We start from the raw sequence: 17,466 nt of genomic DNA on the forward strand, positions 1-17,466 counted from the left end.
GAATCGTCTGCCGGCGCTTTGGGACCAGCATATGCCTAGGCGACAGGTCGCTAAGATGCAAAAACGACAGGGGAATTACCGAAAGCGTCAAAGCGCGACAAAGGGCTGTTGCAAAGGCTGCGCGCAGACTCTTTCACAGTTTTGCGACAAACCGCTCAAAGATTGACCGGGGCCGTTTCCCTAGCATGCACTGACCTTCATTGCCCCCGGGTGCATCATGCTTCGCTCGCCTCGCTCAGCCCTCTTGTTCAGTCTTCTGACCCTGGCCAGTGGCTGCGGCGAACGTGCCCCGCAACCTCAGCCAGAGATTCGCCAGGGCGACTATCAGGCGGTGATCGAACAACTGCGCCAGCGTATCCCCGCGCTGATGGACAAGAACCATGTGCCGGGGCTGTCGCTGGCATTGATCGACGGCCAGGCGCTGGTGTGGACCGAGGGTTTTGGCCTGGCCGACCAGGATTTGCATATGCGCGTGACGCCCGATACCGCGTTTCGCGCAGGCTCGTTGTCGAAGCTGTTCACTGCCAGCGCCACCCTGCAACTGGTCGAACAGCAGCGTCTGGCGCTCGATGCACCGTTGGCGCAAACCCTGCCGGAGTTTCGCGTGCGTTCGCGCTTTCACCCTGACGCCCACAGCGCCAACAACGCCGTGACCCTGCGTCGCCTGCTCAGCCACCAGGCCGGCCTGCCCAGCGAATACCTGCCCCGCCTGCGCAGCAGCGACCCGCTGAAATACCTGCCGCAAAAAGCCTCCGGGCTATGGCTGAGCAACCCACCCGGCACCCGCACGGTGTATTCCAACCTGGGGTTTGCCCTGCTGGGCGCGGCCATCGAGCGCAGCAGTGGGCAAACCTTTGAAACCCGCCTGCAGCAGCACCTGTTGCAACCCCTGGCGATGAAGCACTCAAGCTTCATCGGCAACAGTGAGCTGGAGCCCTTTCGCGCCCGCGGCTACCTGCAAGGCCGGCGCAGCGCCGATGCACAGATCCGCGACCTGCCGGCCGGTGGGCTATGGACAACACCCCGGGAGGTCGGCCAGTTCGTCCAGATGTTGTTTGCCGAGGGCCGCTACAACGGCCGACAGGTAATGAGCCAGGCGTCGATCCAGGCTATGTTCAGCCAGCAGAACCGCGCCAACGCCCTGGATTTCGACTGCCCTATGGGCCTCGCCTGGTACCTGGGCCCCTGTGGTGATCCGCAGGTCGGGACGAACCTTGCGCAGTGGCAGCACAGCGGGTCGACCGGCGATTTTGCCGCGCAATTGAGCATGCTGCCCGAACATCAGTTGGCGGTGGTGGTGATGGCCAACGCCGACACCGCCGAAGCGCTGGTCAGCGACCTGGCGACCCAGGCCCTGCGCCTGATGGTGCAGGCCCGGGGAGGCCAGCCGGACTGCCTGGATGACTGCAGCTACAGCCTGCCGTCGATGGCCACCGCCATGGTGCCGGGTGCCGACGACCGCCAGCGGGTGGCCGGGATCTATACCAGCCGGCTGGGTGTGGTGCGCATCAAGGATGAGCGCCAGCGCCTGTTCGCCGAGCTGGCCGGCAAGCGCGTCGAGCTGCTGCGCGACAGTGACGGCTGGCTGCGCCCGGAAAAGAAACTGCTGGGCCTCTGGGCACTGGACCTGGGCAAGCTCGAACAACTGCAACTGGATGTCGTGAGCGTCGCCGACAAACGCGTGCTGGTGGTGCGACGACACGGCCAGACCTTGCCCCTGGGTGAGCGCATCGACCCCCTGCCGTTGCCCGCCGACTGGCAGGACAGTGTCGGACGCTATCGGCTGGTGAGCCCGGGCGACACCTCACCCCTGCTCGATGGCCTGAACCTGCGCATCGAGCAGGGGCTGTTACTGGCGCAAGGGCGCCGGGCCGGCGAAAGCCTGATCGAGTTCGTGATCCAGCCAATCGATAGCGAACATGCCCTGCTGGCCGGCAGCGGCCAGGACCAGGGCAACACCCTGAGCCGCTACAGCGATGGGCTGAGGGTGCTGGGCTACCGCTTTGTACGCAGCCCGGCGGCCAATACCGTTGTGCAGTTCTGAGGCTCAGGCTGCGTCATGGGGCCAGGTCAGGACAAACAGCGCCCCGCCCGCTTCGGCATCGCGCACATCGGCCTGGCCACCGTGCCATTGCGACACCCGGCGAACCAGCGCCAGCCCCAGGCCAAAGCCGCCGGTGCGGCGGTCACGGCTGGCATCCAGTCGCGAGAACGGTTCGAAGATCTTCTCCCGGGCATTGAAAGGCACTCCCGGGCCATCGTCCTCCACCACGATCCGGTACCACTCGCCCTCACGCTCCAGACGCACTCGTACTTCGCGTTCGGCATAGCGAATGGCGTTGCGCAGCAGGTTGATCACCGCCCGGGCCATAAACCGTGGTTCGATGCGGATCGATTGCACCGTGCAGGCATCCAGCACCAGCTGAATACCTGCAGCCTCCGCCTCCAGGGCCACCGCCCCCAGCACACTGTCGATCCAGTTGGCGGCCTGGATGGTTTCGCGCTTGATCTCGGTGGCGCCGCGCTCGAGGCTGGCGTAGGTCAGCAGCTCCGAGACCATTTCTTCAAGGTCGCCGAGGTCGGCATGCATGTCATCGATCAACGCACCGCAGACCTCCTGGCGCGACAGTTGGCGCAATTGCTCAAGCTCGAAGGTCAGCCGGGCAATGGGCGTGCGCAACTCGTGGGACACCGCATTGGTCAGCTCGCGCTGATTGGCGATCAGCCCCTCGATGCGCCCGGCCATCTGGTTGAAGTGATCGGCCAGCTCACGGATGTTGGAGCGGCGCGACAGATGGATACGCGAGCGCAGGTCGTTGTCACCAAAGCGCTGCGCCGCCAGGCGCAGGCCCTCGAGGTCACGCCAGTGCGGGCGCACCCAGAGAAACAGGGCAATGGCAATCAGGGCGGCCAGCATGGCATAGGCACCGATGGTGTAGGCCTCGGTCACCTCGGGCTCTGCGGGCAGGTCGATGCTCAACACTTGCGGGCCGCCATCGATGGTCACGATGAACTGGGTGAAGTCCTTGCGCACCACCAGTTGGTCGCTGGCCAACAATGCTTGCTCGCGTTTGTCGAGCTGCAACAGGTCGGTTTCAATCAGCTTCAGGCCAAGGCCGTAATGCGCTTGCAGCTCGGCGAGTTTCTGCGGGCGCGCCCCGCTGTCCAGCGGGCGCAGTTGCTCCACCAGGCTGTAGGCCGGGCCACGCACGGCCTCGCGGTGATACCGCTCAAGCGGCCCATCGAGCAGCCAGGTAAACACATGGTCGACCGCCGTGATCGACAGGGCGAACCCCAGTACCAAGGTGATGTACAGGCCAAGGAACAGACGCAGCATCTACAGCTCCCAGGCGAAGGGATTGAACAGGTAGCCCTTGCCCCAGACGGTCTTGATGCACACCGGCTCGCGGGGGTTGTCGTGGAGTTTGTTGCGCAGCTTGCTGACATAAACGTCGACACTGCGGTTCAGGCCATCGAAGGCGATGCCGCGAATGCGGTTGAGGATGTCGTCACGCGTGAGAATCTGCCCCGCCGAGCTTGCCAGCAACCACAGCAGCTCGAACTCCATGGTGCTCAGCTCGATCAGCTCATCGCCCAGGCGCGCTTCGCGGCTGGCGCGGTCGATGCTCAGGCGCCCGAATTCCAGGCTGTCGCGCCCGGGGGCATCGCTGCCCTGGCGCCGCTGCAACGCACGCAGCCGGGCCAGCAGCACCGGAGGCTTTATGGGTTTGATCACGTAGTCGTCGGCGCCAGACTCAAGACCCAGGATATGGTCCAGGTCATCCTCGCGGGCCGTGAGGATGACGATCGGCGTTGCCGCCTGGCTGCGGATCGCCCGGCACACCTGCAAGCCGCTGAGCCCGGGTAGCATCAAGTCGAGCACCACCAGCGCTGGCTTGAAGGCCAGGAAGGCTTCCAGCGCTTCGTCGCCGCGATGCACGCAATGCACGTCAAAGCCGTGTTCGGCGAGAAAATGCGCCACCAGGCCGGCCAGTTTCAGGTCGTCCTCGACCAGCAGTACCTTGAACAGTCCCGCACTTTCCATGGCGTTTCCAGAGGGTATCGAAGGGTTGAAGAGTATAGATAACGGCCAATCGCCGAGTTTATGTGCCCGGCCCCGGCACGTCTGTGAATAAGTGTTCATGTGCGCTGCACGCTTTTTTACAGCTGCTGCGGCTACCCTGTTCTTTGCTGTGGCGCTGAGCGAGAATCGGCGCCCATGTTCCCGCAGGCTATTGGAGGATGTCGCAGATGAGATCGATGGTAGGGCTGGCCCTGGTGTTGCTGGCATTCGGCGTCCAAGCGCAAGAGGACGAGAGCGCAACGCCGTGCGACAACGTCGAGACTGATCCGCAGGCCTATGAATGCGCCTTGTACAGCCGCCAGAGCGCCGAACGCGAGCTCAATGCCGCCTTCAACGACCAGCTCGATCGCATCAAGGAGCAGTACAGCGGCAAGCCGACGCGGATTGCCGAACTGAGCAAGCGCCTGCGTGACGCCGAGGCGGTGTGGCAACAGTTGCGTGACGCCGACTGCAAGGTCGAGACCTACGCCGAGCAACCTGGCAGCAAGGCGTTTGAAGTGGCCCAGAACACCTGCCTGGCCCAGCGCAGCGATGATCGCTCCGAATACCTGCAATCACTTGGCCTGCAATAACCCCTGACCCGAGGTATGAATGAAAGTCTGCGGAATCGAAATCAAGGGCAGCGAAGCCCTGCTGGCCGTGGTCGCACTGGAGGCTGGAAGCCCGGCCCACCTGGCCGCGGCAACGAAAAAGCTCGGTCTGGAAGACGACGAACTGGCGGACAACGTCAAAGCCTTTGCAAGCCTCGCCCGGCAGTTTGTCAGCGAGCACGGCATCACTCACCTGGCCATCAAGAAGCGCAGCAAGAAAGGCGACTTCGCCGGCGGGCCCACCACGTTCAAGATCGAAGGCATCCTGCAATTGCTGGACGCTTGTGAAGTGGCCCTGGTGTCGCCGCAAACTGTCAGCGCCCAGGCCAAGAAGCACAACATCGAGCCGCCCGCCTCGCTGAACAAATACCAGCACGAAGCCTACAAAAGCGCCTGCGCCCTGCTGCTCACCCGCCGCTGATCGCTGCGGCCTGCGGCTTGCGGTCTTCACGCGGGCAGCGCTCGAAACGCCCGCGATAGCAGCGGGTGAAATAGGACGCCGATTCGAAGCCGCAGGCTATCCCCACTTCCAGCACGCTCATGTCGGTCTGGCGCAGCAGTTGCCGCGCCTTGTCCAGGCGCAGGCGCAGGTAAAAGCCACTGGGGGTGTCGTGCAGGTACAGGCGAAACAACCGTTCCAGCTGGCGCCGGGTGACCTGCACCTGTTCGGCCAGCACCAGGGTATTGAGGGGTTGCTCGGTGTTGCGTTCCATCTCGCCGATCACCTGCACCAGCTTCTTGTTGCTGATGCCGTAGCGTGAGGCGATCTGCATGCGCTGGTGGTCCTGGCGCGGGCGGATACGGCCCAGCACGAACTGCTCCGACACCTGGATCGCCAGCGGTGCGCCGTGGGCCTGGGCGACCAGGTCGAGCATCAGGTCGATGGAGGCGGTGCCACCGGCCGAAGTGATACGCCGCCGGTCCACCTCGAACAACTCCTGGGTCGCCTGCAGCTGCGGGTACGACTCCTTGAAGGCCTCCAGCGCCTCCCAATGCAGGGTCACCCGGTGGCCGTCGAGCAGGCCTGCCTCGGCCAGGACTACCGCACCGGTGTCGATGCCGCCGAGCACCACACCGTCGTGATCGAGCTTGCGCAGCCAGTGCTGCAGCGCAGGTGTGAAGCTACCCAACGGCTCGAACCCGGCCACCACCAGCAAGGTTGCACCCTTGGCGAGCGGCTGCAGCGCGCCATCGGCATTGACCGACATGCCATTGCTGGCCTGCACCGCCCCGCCCTCTATGCTCAACACCTGCCAGCGGTACAACCCGCTGCGAAAGCGGTTGGCCACCCGCAGCGGTTCGATCGCCGAGATAAAGCCGATGGCGGAAAAACCGGGAAGCAACAGAAAGTAGAAATCCTGGGGCATAGCGAACGACTCGACGGCCACGGGTCTGCGGTTAATACCTTGCAGGTCGCCAGTGTGCAAGTGCTGGTCGCCAGGGTGCGATTTTTCCTGGCGATGTGCGCGTAGCTTGATCAGCACGGCACGCAGAGGCCGCCCCTTATAACAATTAGAACTGCCGTTGGAGGAGCCACCATGAACAGATTGATCAGCCGTAGCCTGCTGACGCTCGTCGGTACCGCAATCCTCAGCACCAACGTATGGGCAGCCGAACCCGCTGCTTGCAAGAATGTGCGCCTTGGCGTGGTCAACTGGACCGATGTGATGGCCACCAGTGCCATGACCCAGGTGCTGCTCGACGGCCTGGGCTACAAGACCAAGCAGACCAGTGCCTCGCAACAGATCATCTTCGCCGGCATTCGCGACAATCGCCTGGACATGTTCCTGGGTTACTGGAACCCGATCATGACCCAGACCATCACCCCCTTCATCAAGCAGAACCAGGTCAAGGTCCTCGACCAGCCAAGCCTCGACGATGCCCGCGCCACCCTCGCCGTACCCAAGTACCTGGCCGACAAGGGCCTGAAAACCTTCGCCGACATCGCCAAATTCGAGAAGGAACTGGGCGGCAAGATCTACGGCATCGAGCCCGGCTCGGGCGCCAACACCCAGATCAAGGCGATGATCAGCAAGAACCAGTTTGGCCTGGGCAAATTCCAACTGGTCGAATCCAGCGAGGCCGGCATGCTCGCCGCCGTCGATCGCGCCGTGCGGCGCAAGGAGGCGGTGGTGTTCTTCGGCTGGGCGCCGCACCCGATGAACGTCAACATCGAAATGGCGTACCTGAGCGGCAGCGAAGACGCCCTGGGCCCGGATGAAGGCCGCGCCACAGTGTGGACCGTCACCGCCCCGGATTACGCCGAGCGCTGCCCTAACGTGAACAAACTGCTGACCAACCTGACCTTCAGCGCCGAAGACGAGAGCCGCATGATGCAACCGCTGCTCGAACACAAGGACGCCCTGGCCTCCGCCCGCCAGTGGCTCAAGGATCATCCTGAAGACCAGAAGCGCTGGCTCGAGGGCGTGACCACCTTTGACGGCAAACCGGCTGCCGACAACCTTCAGCTCACTGCCAACTGACTTCATCGCGGGGCAAGCTCCTCACAGGCCTCTGTGGGAGCGGGCTTGCCCCGCGACAACCTCCGACACGCGCCAAGGAACCCCGCCATGAACCATGACGTCATCATCACCTGCGCCCTCACTGGCGCCGGCGACACCGCCAGCAAGAGCCACCTGGTACCGGTTACTCCCAAGCAGATCGCAGCAGCCGCAGTCGAAGCCGCCAAGGCCGGTGCCACCGTGGTCCACTGCCATGTCCGCGACCCACAGACCGGCCGCTTCAGCCGCGATGTGGCGCTGTACCGCGAAGTGATGGAACGCATCCGCGAGTCGGATGTGGACATCATCGTCAACCTCACCGCCGGCATGGGCGGCGACCTGGAGATCGGCCCGGGCGAAACGCCGCTGGAGTTCGGCGCCGGCACCGACCTGATCGGCCCGCTGGAGCGCCTCGCCCACGTCGAGGCGCTGTTGCCGGAAATCTGCACCCTGGACTGCGGCACCCTCAATTTCGGCGACGGCAACAGCATCTACGTTTCGACCCCGGCACAGCTGCGCGCCGGTGCCAAGCGCATCACCGAACTGGGTGTCAAAGCGGAGTTGGAAATCTTCGACACCGGCCACCTGTGGTTCGCCAAGCAAATGATCAAGGAAGGCCTGCTTGACGACCCGCTGTTCCAGCTGTGCCTGGGCATTCCATGGGGGGCTCCGGCCGACACCACCACCATGAAGGCGATGGTCGACAACCTGCCGCCGGGCGTCACCTGGGCAGGCTTCGGCATCGGCCGCATGCAAATGCCCATGGCCGCGCAAGCGGTGCTGCTGGGCGGCAACGTGCGGGTTGGGCTGGAAGACAACCTGTACCTGGACAAGGGCGTACTGGCCAGCAACGGCCAGTTGGTTGAACGCGCCGGCGAAATCCTCAGCCGCCTTGGCGCGCGGGTACTCACCCCTGCCGAAGGCCGCGCCAAAATGAACCTGACCCGCCGCTGAACACTGGAGAGCACGATGAGCTTTATCACCGAGATCAAGACGTTCGCAGCCCTGGGCAGCGGTGTGATTGGCAGCGGCTGGGTGGCCCGCGCCCTGGCCCACGGCCTGGACGTAGTGGCCTGGGACCCGGCACCCGGCGCCGAGACGGCGCTGCGCAAGCGCATTGCCAATGCCTGGCCGGCCCTGGAGAAACAGGGCCTGGCGCCGGGCGCCTCGCAAGATCGCCTGCGCTTCGTCGACACCATCGAGGCGTGTGTGCGCGACGCCGACTTCATCCAGGAAAGCGCACCTGAGCGCCTGGACCTGAAACTCGACCTGCACGGCAAGATCAGCGCCGCGGCCAAGCCCAACGCCCTGATCGGCTCCAGTACCTCGGGGCTGTTGCCCAGCGAGTTCTACGAGTCCTCCACCCACCCTGAGCGCTGCGTGGTCGGCCACCCGTTCAACCCGGTATACCTGTTGCCACTGGTGGAAATCGTCGGCGGCAACAAGACCTCGCCCGAGGCCATCGAAGCGGCGAAAGTCGTCTACACCCGCCTGGGTATGCGGCCCTTGCACGTACGCAAGGAAGTCCCCGGTTTTATCGCCGACCGCCTGCTCGAAGCGCTGTGGCGCGAAGCCCTGCACCTGGTCAACGACGGCGTGGCCACCACCGGCGAAATCGACGACGCCATTCGCTTTGGTGCCGGCCTGCGCTGGTCGTTCATGGGCACCTTCCTGACCTACACCCTGGCCGGGGGCGATGCCGGCATGCGCCACTTCATGTCCCAGTTCGGCCCGGCGCTGCAGTTGCCCTGGACCTACCTGCCCGCGCCGGCGCTCACCGAAGACCTGATCGATGCCGTGGTCGACGGCACCAGCGAACAACTGGGCAAGCGCAGCATCAACTCGCTTGAGCGCTATCGTGATGATTGCCTGCTGGCCGTGCTGGATGCGGTCAAAACCACCAAGGCCAAGCACGGCATGGCCTTCAGCGACTGACCGGAGTGTTGTGATGCCCGCCTTGATCACCTACCAGACCCCAGTCCAGGCGGACTGGGTCGACTACAACGGGCATTTGCGCGATGCCTTCTACCTGTTGATTTTCAGCTATGCCACCGATGCCTTCATGGACCACATCGGCCTGGACAGCGACAACCGCAGCGCCAGCGGGCACTCGCTGTTTACCCTGGAGTGCCACCTGAACTACCTGCATGAAGTGAAGCTGGGCACAGAGGTGTGGGTGCAAACCCAGGTGATCGGCTTTGACCGCAAGCGCCTGCACCTTTACCACAGCCTGCACCGCGAGGGCTTCGACGAAGCCTTGGCGGCCAGTGAGCAGATGCTGTTGCATGTGGACCTGGCGGGGCCCCGCTCTGCGCCCTTTGCGCCTGAGATTGCGCAGCGGTTGCAGGCCATTGTGGATGAGCAACAAGACCTGCCGGCAGCGGCATTCATTGGCCGGGTGATTGGCCTGTAGGAGCGGCGGTGCGACTTGCCCCGCGATGCGATGTGCCTGTGAGATTGCTATCGCGGGGCAAGCCCGCTCCCGCTCAACCCATAAAAAAACCCCGGTAAGCCGTGACGCAACCGGGGTCAAGCAAGAGCATCTGCATGCGCGAAGCGGGAGGTGACCAAACCTTCCTGTAACTGTGCATGGCCCCAGTGTGCAGCCTCCCCGTCCCGATGATTTAGCCGAAAACGACCTGTTCATAGCCAAAGCGGCCATTGCGACATTCTGCCCTTGCCGCGGCCCACCCACGCCCACAGAATCGACTCACGATCACACCTGCAAACAAGGACAACAACCATGATGCATGCGGATTTGATTGATCAGGACGACCTGCTGGGCCAGCTGCGCGCGCTGGGGTTCGAGATGCCGGCCGACGCCAGTGCCGAACAGGCCTGCGAGTGTGCGGTGCGGGGCTTGAGCGAGCCGCGGGCCAAGGCCCTGAAGGGAATGGTCGAGCAGATGTACACCGGTAACGCGACGATTCTGCCGGCGGTGCGCCAGGCCATCGAAAAGCAGCTGTTACCGGCGTTGGCGCAGTTCAACAGTCGCTAAACGCATCACGGGGCAAGCCCGCTCCCACAAGCTCTGTGGGAGCGGGCTTGCCCCGCGGTGAATTCACCCCAATTCAGAGCCTCACACTGGCAAACGTCGACTCGTTGCGCGCCTGGCTCAACGCCGACATCGGCCCTGCCAGCGGCGACAACACCAGTGCCTGTGGAATCGGCATCATCGCCACTTGCTGCGCGGTGTTGGAGCCCACGCGCTCGTCACGTGGCGGAATACCGAAGTACTCGCGGTAGCACTTGGAGAAGTGCGGCGTAGAGACAAACCCGCACACCGACGCCACCTCGATGATCGACATCGGTGTCTGCTTGAGCAGTTGCCGGGCACGGATCAGGCGCAGCTTGAGGTAGTAGCGCGACGGCGAGCAGTGCAGGTACTTCTGGAACAGGCGCTCCAGCTGGCGACGCGACACCGCTACATACACAGCCAGTTCGTCCAGGTCGATCGGCTCTTCCAGGTTGGCTTCCATGAGCGCAACGATTTCCTGAAGCTTGGGCTGGTTGGTGCCCAGCATGTGCTTGAGCGGCACGCGCTGGTGGTCCTGTTCGTTGCGGATGCGCTCGTAGACGAACATCTCGGAGATCGCCGCCGACAGTTCGCGGCCGTGGTCGCGACTGATCAGGTGCAGCATCATGTCCAGCGGCGCGGTGCCGCCAGAGCTGGTGAAGCGGTTGCGGTCGAGGGTGAATAAACGGGTGCTCATGCTCACCCGCGGGAAAGCCTCCTGCATGGCCGCCAGGCACTCCCAGTGCACACTGCAATCAAAACCATCGAGCAGGCCGGCGCAGGCCAGCGCCCAGCTTCCGGTACACACCGCACCCAGGCGACGCGACTGGCGGGCCTGGCTCTGCAGCCACGTCACGTGCTCTCGGGTCACCGTGCGCTGAATGCCGATACCGCCGCAGACGATGACCGTGTCCATGGCGGGCGCCTTGTGCATCGCCGCGTCCGGGGTGATCTGCAAGCCATCACTGGCCCAGACCTGACCGCCATCCACACTCAAGGTGCTCCAGCGATACAGTTCACGGCCCGACAGCTGGTTGGCCATGCGCAGCGGCTCGACCGCAGACGCCAGGGAGATGAGGGTGAAGTTGTCCAGCAGCAGGAAGCCGATGGATTGAGGTGTGCGGTTCTGGGTTGGGGTCCCGGAGTTGTACGACGTCATCGCGGTATCTCCTCACACAATGCAGGGTGCGCCTCAGGCAGGCACGGGCTTTTTTGTCACGGCCCCGATTCGAATGCAGGGGCTTTTGACTATCACAACGCAATTGCCATGCCTGAAATTGAATGGCTATTCAACAAAACCCAAAAACGACGTCGCGCAGCGTCTATCTGGCCCCTGCTTCCAGGCCTGGACACAAACGCAAACGACCGGGCTAGCGCCGGTGCGTAGGAAAAATGAGCAGTTCGGTAGCACTTGTGGGAAGGATGCCCAGAAACGACATGTGACAAATGTCACCCAAGTACTTCAGCCGGGGGTAACAAGCGTTTAAGGCCGGGGTGCCGTGCCGCGCGCCAAAAGGCGGCGCGCGTACAGGTTATGTGCGAAAAAGGCGCAGCGTCTGTAGGGCACTCAGCACTCAATGGCGCTGACGGCCAGGCCACCGCGCGACGTTTCCTTGTACTTGTCGTGCATGTCGGCACCGGTATCGCGCATGGTGCGGATCACCCGGTCGAGGGAGATGAAGTGCTCGCCGTCGCCGCGCAGGGCCATCTGTGCGGCGTTGATCGCCTTGACCGCAGCAATGGCATTGCGCTCGATGCACGGCACCTGAACCAGGCCGCCCACCGGGTCGCAAGTCAATCCCAGGTTGTGCTCGAGGCCAATTTCGGCCGCGTTCTCCAGCTGTGCCGGGGTGGCGCCGAGCACTTCTGCCAACCCTGCCGCCGCCATGGCGCAGGCTGAACCGACCTCGCCCTGGCAGCCGACCTCGGCACCGGAAATCGACGCATTCTTTTTGCACAGAATGCCCACCGCTGCCGCGCCCAGAAAGAAGTCGACCACGTTCGCTTCACTGACTTCATCGCTGAAGCGCATGTAGTAGTGCAGCACCGCCGGAATGATCCCCGCTGCGCCATTGGTGGGCGCAGTCACCATGCGCCCGCCGGCGGCGTTTTCCTCGTTCACCGCCAGGGCATAGAGGTTGACCCACTCCATGGCGCTCAGGGTCGAGCCGATCACATTGGGCTTGTTCAACTCTTGCAGGCTGCGGTGCAGCTTGGCCGCACGACGCTTCACATTCAGTCCGCCGGGAAGAATGCCTTCGTATTTGAGACCGTTTTCGACACAGGCCTGCATGGCGTGCCACAGCTTCAACAGCCCAGCGCGAATCTCCTCTTCACTGCGCCAGACCTTTTCGTTTTCCAGCATCAATTGCGACACGCGCAGGTCGTTTTGCTTGCACAACTCCAGCAGCTCCACGGCACTGTTGAAATCGTAGGGCAACACGGTGTTGTCGGCATCCAACACACCGCTGGCGGCCTGCGCGGCATCGACCACAAAGCCGCCACCAACCGAGTAGTAGGTATCGCGGTGCAGCTCGCCCGATGCGCCTTCTGCGATCAGGGTCATGGCATTGGGGTGGTAGGGAAGGTTCTCGTCCAGCAACAACATGTCGCGGCCCCAGACAAACCCGACTTCGAGCCTGCCATCGAGGAGCAAGGTGTCTGTCTCGCGCAAGGTGGCAATGCGCAGGCCGATCTGCGACGGGTCGATTGCATCTGGCCATTCGCCCATCAGGCCCATGATCACTGCATTGTCGCTGCCATGGCCGATACCGGTAGCCGACAGCGAGCCGTACAGGCGCACCTCGATGCGTCGCACCTGCTCAAGCTCACCGCGCTCACGCAGGCCCTGGACGAACAACGCCGCCGCCCGCATCGGGCCCACGGTATGGGAACTGGAAGGGCCGACGCCGATCTTGAACAGGTCGAACACACTGATGGCCATGCCACCTACCTCCTGATTGAGCAGCCGCCCACAGCCCACGCCAAGGACGGTGCAACTGCTACGCTGATTAGGCGGCAATCCGCCGAATTCGCGCATCATCAGGCTTTTGACCCGAGGTCTGACGTCTGCAACCGACGTGCTCTTGCTCAGCAACGCCGCCAGTTGTCACCCGCGTCCATGCGCCGTTTTTTTACGGTGCAGATGCACTGAAACCACGTTTACGGGGCGGGAAAAATCTGTAAACGACCTCATCGACACTGGATGCGACCCTGTCTGTACTGGATACGACGCACCCTGTAGGCGTTTGATTTTCGCTGTTAGATGATCGGTATCGACTCGATTGCACGGCACCTGTCCCGCTATAGCCCGATAGCCAGGCCCGACCGACTGCAAACCATAAAGCACGGCGGTCCCGTGGGACGTCCGAGAAAAACATCAGGAGTCCATCGTATGAAAGGTTCACCTTCGCTGTTGCTGGCCGCGGCGCTGAGTCTGCCGGTGCTGGCCCAGGCCGCCGAGCCCGAGCAGTGCCATACCGTCAACTTCTCCGATGTCGGCTGGACCGACATCACCGTGACCACCGCAGTCACCAGCGTGGTGTTGCAGTCGCTGGGCTACAAGACCAAGACCACCATGATCTCGGTCCCGGTGACCTACAAGTCGCTGGCCGATGGCAAAAATATGGATGTGTTTCTCGGCAACTGGATGCCAACCATGGAAAACGACATCAAGCAGTACCGCGATGCCGGCACCGTGGAAACCGTACGGGCGAACCTCGAGAACGCCAAGTACACCCTGGCTGTACCTCAGGCGCTGTATGACAAGGGCCTGAAAACCTTCGCCGACATTCCCAAGTTCAAGAAGGAGCTGGACGGCAAGATCTACGGGATCGAGCCTGGCAATGACGGCAACCGCACCATTCAAACCATGATCGACAAGAACGCCTTCGGCCTCAAGGACGCCGGTTTCAAGGTGGTCGAATCCAGCGAGGCCGGCATGCTCTCGCAGGTTGAACGCGCCCAGCGCCGTGACACCGCCGTGGTGTTCCTGGGCTGGGAACCGCACCCGATGAACACCCGCTTCAAGATGAAATACCTGGACGGGGGCGATGACTTCTTCGGTCCCGAATACGGCAAGGCCACGGTGCTGACCAACACGCGCAAGGGCTATGTGCAGGAATGCAGCAACGTCGGTCAGTTGTTGAAAAACCTGTCCTTCACCCTGGACATGGAAAGCACCCTGATGGGCAACGTCCTGGACGACAAAATGAAACCCGACGCCGCAGCCAAGGCCTGGCTGAAAAAGAACCCTCAGGTACTCGATACCTGGCTGGCAGGGGTTACCACCGTTGACGGCAAACCGGGCCTGGAAGCGGCCAAAGCCAAACTGACGCAGTAAGCACCACCTGCGGCGGGTTCGCCCGCCGCAGGCTGTCTTCAATCTTTTGCAGGTGGACGCTCGCTATCATGCTGATCGATCAAAAAATACCACTGGGCCAGTACATCGCAGGCTTCGTCGAATGGTTGACCCAACACGGCGCCAACTACTTCGATGCCTTCGCCGAAGCACTGGAATTGATGATTCACGGGGTGACCGGGGCGTTGACCTGGTTCAATCCTTTCGTCCTGATCGGCCTGGTTGCAGTGATCGCGCACCTGATCCAGCGCAAATGGGCGCTGACCGCCTTCTGCGTGCTGTCATTCCTGCTGATCCTCAATCTGGGTTACTGGCAAGAAACCATGGAAACCCTGGCCCAGGTGCTGTTCGCCACCATGGTCTGCGTGGCCATCGGCGTACCGCTGGGCATCCTCGCCGCCCACAAGCCGATGTTCTATACCGCCATGCGTCCGGTGCTGGACTTGATGCAGACGGTGCCCACCTTCGTCTACCTGATCCCGACACTGACCCTGTTCGGCCTGGGCGTGGTACCGGGGCTGATCTCCACGGTGGTGTTCGCCATCGCCGCACCGATCCGCCTCACTTACCTGGGCATTTGCGACGTACCCCAGGAGCTGCTGGATGCCGGCAAGGCCTTCGGTTGCTCGCGCCGACAACTGCTCTCGCGCATCGAACTGCCCCACGCCATGCCGAGCATCGCTGCCGGCGTCACCCAATGCATCATGCTGTCACTGTCGATGGTGGTCATTGCCGCCCTGGTGGGCGCCGACGGCCTGGGCAAACCTGTGGTCAACGCACTGAACACCGCCGATATCGCCCTGGGCTTCGAAGCAGGTCTTGCGATCGTGCTGCTGGCGATCATGCTCGACCGTATCTGCAAACAACCCGACGCACCGGTAAGGAGTGAAGCATGAGCATTATTCGCTTCGAAGATGTAGACGTTATCTTCTCCAGCCGACCGCGTGAGGCCCTCAGCCTGCTAGACCAAGGCCTTTCGCGGGAGCAGATCCTGAAGAAAACCGGGCTGGTAGTCGGCGTCGAAAAAGCCAACCTGGACATCAACAAAGGCGAGATCTGCGTGCTGATGGGCCTGTCCGGTTCGGGCAAGTCGAGCCTGCTGCGCTGCATCAACGGCCTGAACACCGTCAGCCGTGGCAAGTTGTTTGTCGAGCACGAAGGCTCGCACATCGACATCGCCCACTGCACCCCGGCGGAACTGAAAATGATGCGCACCAAGCGCATCGCCATGGTGTTCCAGAAGTTCGCCCTGATGCCCTGGCTCACCGTGCGCGAGAACATCAGCTTCGGCCTGGAAATGCAGGGCCGCCCCGAGAAGGAACGGCGCAAGCTGGTCGACGAGAAGCTCGAGCTGGTCGGCCTGACCCAATGGCGCAACAAAAAGCCCGACGAACTCTCCGGCGGCATGCAGCAACGTGTAGGCCTGGCCCGCGCCCTGGCGATGGACGCCGATATCCTGCTGATGGACGAACCCTTCTCGGCCCTCGACCCGCTGATTCGCCAGGGCCTGCAGGACGAACTGCTGGAGCTGCAGCGCAAGCTGAGCAAAACCATCGTGTTCGTGAGTCACGACCTGGACGAAGCGCTGAAGCTGGGCAGCCGAATCGCGATCATGAAGGACGGCAAGATCATCCAGTACAGCAAGCCAGAAGAAATCGTCCTCAACCCGGCCGACGAATACGTGCGTACCTTCGTCGCCCACACCAACCCCCTCAACGTACTGTGCGGCCGCAGCCTGATGCGCACCCTGGACAAGTGCAAGCGGATCAACGGCTCGATCTGCCTGGACCCGGGCGGCGATTCGTGGCTGGACCTGGCCGAAGGCAACACCATCAAAGGCGCGCGCCAGGGCGTCAACGGCCTCGACCTGCAGAACTGGGCGCCAGGAGAAGCAGTGGAAGACCTGGGGCGCAAACCAACCCTGGTCAGCGCCAGCATCGGCATGCGTGAAGCGCTGCAGATTCGCTACCAGACCGGTAACAAGCTGGTGCTTCAGGAAGGGAATTCAGTGGTGGGGATTCTGGGTGACAGCGAGCTGTATCACGCGTTGCTGGGCAAGAATCTGGGGTAAAAAGCATCGCGGGGCAAGCCCGCTCCCACCGGCCTGGTGGGAGCGGGCTTGCCCCGCGATCAGCTTTGCGATTTCAGCGAACGACGATGCCCTGCTTGGCCATGAAGGCCTTGGCTTCAGGCACGGTGTACTCACCGAAGTGGAAGATGCTCGCCGCCAGCACTGCGCTGGCATGCCCTTCGATAATGCCATCGGCCAGGTGCTGCAGGTTGCCCACACCACCGGAGGCAATCACCGGAATCCCCAGCGCATCGCTGATGGCCCGGGTTACGCCCAGGTCGAAGCCGTTCTTCATGCCATCCTGATCCATGCTGGTCAGCAGGATCTCACCAGCACCCAGGCCTTCCATTTTCTTTGCCCATTCAACGGCATCCAGGCCGGTCGGCTTGCGGCCACCGTGGGTGAAGATTTCCCAGCGCGGGGTTTCGCCCGGGCCGGAAACCTTCTTGGCATCGATGGCGACCACAATGCACTGAGAGCCGAAATGCGCGGCAGCTTCGCCGACGAACTCCGGGTTGAACACCGCGGCAGTGTTGATCGAAACCTTGTCGGCACCGGCGTTGAGCAGGTTGCGGATGTCTTGCACGGTGCGCACGCCACCGCCCACGGTCAGCGGGATGAATACCTGGCTGGCCATGCGCTCGACAGTATGCAAGGTGGTGTCACGGCCATCGACGCTGGCCGTGATGTCGAGAAAGGTGATCTCGTCGGCGCCCTGTTCATCGTAGCGACGGGCGATTTCCACCGGGTCACCGGCATCGCGGATATTCTCGAACTTGACGCCCTTGACCACTCGGCCGTTGTCGACGTCCAGGCAAGGGATGATGCGCTTGGCCAATGCCAT

At 62.8% G+C, this 17,466-nt stretch carries 17 protein-coding genes; 11 read left to right on the forward strand and 6 right to left on the reverse strand.

Annotated elements, in window-relative coordinates:
- The first annotated feature begins 217 nt into the window (after positions 1-217).
- Positions 218-2,044, forward strand: a complete 1,827-nt coding sequence (locus tag H621_RS0104660) for a serine hydrolase domain-containing protein (RefSeq protein ID WP_028942243.1) — start codon at positions 218-220, stop codon at positions 2,042-2,044.
- Between the two features lie 3 nt (positions 2,045-2,047).
- Here H621_RS0104660 and H621_RS0104665 read toward each other — a convergent pair whose 3' ends face one another.
- Together H621_RS0104665 and H621_RS0104670 are read right to left on the reverse strand one after the other, a co-directional pair.
- Positions 2,048-3,337: an ATP-binding protein gene (locus tag H621_RS0104665; RefSeq protein ID WP_028942244.1), complete on the reverse strand. Its 1,290-nt coding sequence runs from the start codon at positions 3,335-3,337 to the stop codon at positions 2,048-2,050.
- Positions 3,338-4,045 (reverse strand): winged helix-turn-helix domain-containing protein, encoded by a 708-nt coding sequence (locus H621_RS0104670; protein WP_028942245.1) that lies wholly within the window; start codon positions 4,043-4,045, stop codon positions 3,338-3,340. It lies immediately after the preceding gene.
- A gap of 206 nt (positions 4,046-4,251) precedes the next feature.
- On the opposite strand from H621_RS0104670, the gene H621_RS0104675 reads away from it, so the two are divergent.
- Together H621_RS0104675 and H621_RS0104680 are read left to right on the forward strand one after the other, a co-directional pair.
- Entirely contained in the window at positions 4,252-4,656 is a 405-nt protein-coding gene (locus tag H621_RS0104675) for a lysozyme inhibitor LprI family protein (RefSeq protein WP_028942246.1), read from the forward strand.
- A gap of 19 nt (positions 4,657-4,675) precedes the next feature.
- Complete coding sequence (locus H621_RS0104680) at positions 4,676-5,095, forward strand: DUF3010 family protein (RefSeq protein ID WP_028942247.1); 420 nt, start codon at positions 4,676-4,678, stop codon at positions 5,093-5,095.
- Here the strand turns inward: H621_RS0104680 and H621_RS0104685 are convergent.
- Complete coding sequence (locus H621_RS0104685) at positions 5,082-6,041, reverse strand: GlxA family transcriptional regulator (protein ID WP_028942248.1); 960 nt, start codon at positions 6,039-6,041, stop codon at positions 5,082-5,084. The genes H621_RS0104680 and H621_RS0104685 overlap by 14 nt on opposite strands.
- A gap of 171 nt (positions 6,042-6,212) precedes the next feature.
- On the opposite strand from H621_RS0104685, the gene choX reads away from it, so the two are divergent.
- The 5 genes from choX (at position 6,213) to H621_RS0104710 (ending at position 10,173) form a co-directional block, all read left to right on the forward strand.
- On the forward strand, positions 6,213-7,157 hold the full coding sequence (choX, locus tag H621_RS0104690; protein WP_028942249.1) for a choline ABC transporter substrate-binding protein: 945 nt from the start codon (positions 6,213-6,215) through the stop codon (positions 7,155-7,157).
- A gap of 87 nt (positions 7,158-7,244) precedes the next feature.
- Positions 7,245-8,129 (forward strand): 3-dehydrocarnitine:acetyl-CoA trimethylamine transferase CdhC, encoded by an 885-nt coding sequence (cdhC, locus tag H621_RS0104695; protein WP_028942250.1) that lies wholly within the window; start codon positions 7,245-7,247, stop codon positions 8,127-8,129.
- Positions 8,130-8,144: 15 nt separating this feature from the next.
- Positions 8,145-9,110, forward strand: coding sequence for an L-carnitine dehydrogenase (locus H621_RS0104700; RefSeq protein ID WP_028942251.1), 966 nt, complete (start codon positions 8,145-8,147; stop codon positions 9,108-9,110).
- Positions 9,111-9,123: 13 nt separating this feature from the next.
- Positions 9,124-9,588: a thioesterase family protein gene (locus tag H621_RS0104705; protein WP_028942252.1), complete on the forward strand. Its 465-nt coding sequence runs from the start codon at positions 9,124-9,126 to the stop codon at positions 9,586-9,588.
- Between the two features lie 330 nt (positions 9,589-9,918).
- Positions 9,919-10,173, forward strand: a complete 255-nt coding sequence (locus H621_RS0104710) for a hypothetical protein (RefSeq protein ID WP_028942253.1) — start codon at positions 9,919-9,921, stop codon at positions 10,171-10,173.
- 73 nt (positions 10,174-10,246) lie between these two features.
- Here H621_RS0104710 and gbdR read toward each other — a convergent pair whose 3' ends face one another.
- Both gbdR and H621_RS0104720 read right to left on the reverse strand, forming a co-directional pair.
- A complete protein-coding gene (gbdR, locus tag H621_RS0104715; protein WP_028942254.1) occupies positions 10,247-11,350 on the reverse strand; it encodes a choline metabolism transcriptional regulator GbdR in 1,104 nt (367 codons plus the stop codon).
- Positions 11,351-11,758: 408 nt separating this feature from the next.
- Entirely contained in the window at positions 11,759-13,135 is a 1,377-nt protein-coding gene (locus H621_RS0104720) for an L-serine ammonia-lyase (RefSeq protein ID WP_028942255.1), read from the reverse strand.
- A gap of 450 nt (positions 13,136-13,585) precedes the next feature.
- Between H621_RS0104720 and H621_RS0104725 the strand changes: the two genes are divergently transcribed.
- The 3 genes from H621_RS0104725 (at position 13,586) to choV (ending at position 16,622) form a co-directional block, all read left to right on the forward strand.
- On the forward strand, positions 13,586-14,533 hold the full coding sequence (locus H621_RS0104725; protein ID WP_028942256.1) for a choline ABC transporter substrate-binding protein: 948 nt from the start codon (positions 13,586-13,588) through the stop codon (positions 14,531-14,533).
- A gap of 65 nt (positions 14,534-14,598) precedes the next feature.
- Positions 14,599-15,447, forward strand: a complete 849-nt coding sequence (choW, locus tag H621_RS0104730; protein ID WP_177431039.1) for a choline ABC transporter permease subunit — start codon at positions 14,599-14,601, stop codon at positions 15,445-15,447.
- Positions 15,444-16,622 carry a choline ABC transporter ATP-binding protein gene (choV, locus tag H621_RS0104735; protein ID WP_028942258.1) on the forward strand — a complete coding sequence of 393 codons (1,179 nt, stop codon included), beginning with the start codon at positions 15,444-15,446 and terminating at the stop codon, positions 16,620-16,622. The genes choW and choV overlap by 4 nt, the downstream gene beginning before the upstream one ends.
- A 73-nt stretch (positions 16,623-16,695) precedes the next feature.
- On the opposite strand, the gene hisF is transcribed toward choV, so the two are convergent.
- Entirely contained in the window at positions 16,696-17,466 is a 771-nt protein-coding gene (hisF, locus tag H621_RS0104740; RefSeq protein WP_010221324.1) for an imidazole glycerol phosphate synthase subunit HisF, read from the reverse strand.

The organism is Pseudomonas vranovensis DSM 16006, assembly GCF_000425805.1.
GTDB lineage: Bacteria > Pseudomonadota > Gammaproteobacteria > Pseudomonadales > Pseudomonadaceae > Aquipseudomonas > Aquipseudomonas vranovensis.